The sequence below is a fragment of the Kocuria subflava genome, from assembly GCF_012163155.1.
Lineage (GTDB): Bacteria > Actinomycetota > Actinomycetes > Actinomycetales > Micrococcaceae > Kocuria > Kocuria subflava.
In genome coordinates this window covers 1-854 of record NZ_JAAVUN010000099.1, presented here as the reverse complement: position 1 = coordinate 854, position 854 = coordinate 1, and the positions used below count along the sequence as shown (strand labels likewise).

At 67.0% G+C, this 854-nt stretch carries 1 protein-coding gene and 1 pseudogene; both read left to right on the top strand.

From position 1 onward, the window contains the following. A pseudogene (locus GTW58_RS13170) lies at positions 1–220 on the top strand (aldo/keto reductase); the annotation flags it as partial. 79 nt (positions 221–299) lie between these two features. Beyond that, the gene (locus GTW58_RS13165) at positions 300–743 is read left to right on the top strand and encodes a DUF350 domain-containing protein (protein ID WP_123825438.1); all 444 of its coding nucleotides are present in this window, start codon (positions 300–302) and stop codon (positions 741–743) included. Positions 744–854: the final 111 nt, after the last annotated feature.

Below are 854 nucleotides of genomic sequence, written 5' to 3'. Positions count from 1 at the left end.
GGATCTGGTCCGTCAGATCGCCACGGGCCTGCGCTGCTCCCCGGAAGCCGTGGTCCTGGCCTGGATCATGCGCCTGCCGCAGCGGGTCCGGCCCGTGATCGGTTCCGCCGATCCCGGCCGGATTCGGGCCTGCGCCGAGGCCGACCGCGCACTGGCGGTCCCCACGTACGAGCACTGGTACGCGCTGCACAACAGTGCCCGCGGTCGCAATATCCCCTGACGGCGGCCCGGCCACGCATACTTGGCACAGACACTTCAACGGGCTCCGCATGGGCCCTCGACGATTGGCTGGACACACCATGGACTCCCCTGTTCTCGGCTCCCTGCTCTACTCGGCTGCGGCCGCTGCTTCCTATGGGCTTGTCGGGTTGGTCCTGCTCGCCCTGGGGTACGTGATCATCGATTTACTGACCCCCGGCAAGTTGCACGAGCTGGTGTGGACACAGCGCAATCGCGGAGCGGTTCTGGTCCTGGGTTCCTCGATCCTGGCCATGGGGTGGATCGTGCGGGCGGCAATCCTCAGCTCGGCCTCCGTCCTGTGGCTGGGCCTGGTGTCCACGCTGGTCTACGGCGTGATCGGCCTGGTTCTGATGGCCGTGTCCTTCTTCCTCATGGACCTCCTGGCCCCCGGAAAGCTGGGCGCGCTGATCGTGGACGACGACGACCGCCTGCACCCCGCGGTGTGGATCACGGCGGCCACGCACGTGGCGGTCGGCCTGGTGGTGGCGGCAGCCATCGCCTGATCCAGCTGCGTGTTACAGACCTGAGCGGTACTTGCCGCGACGTTCTTGCCGTCGTCGAGCAACTCACGTAATTTGCAGTCGGAACACCCGTTGGTTGACGAGGTCCCCCCC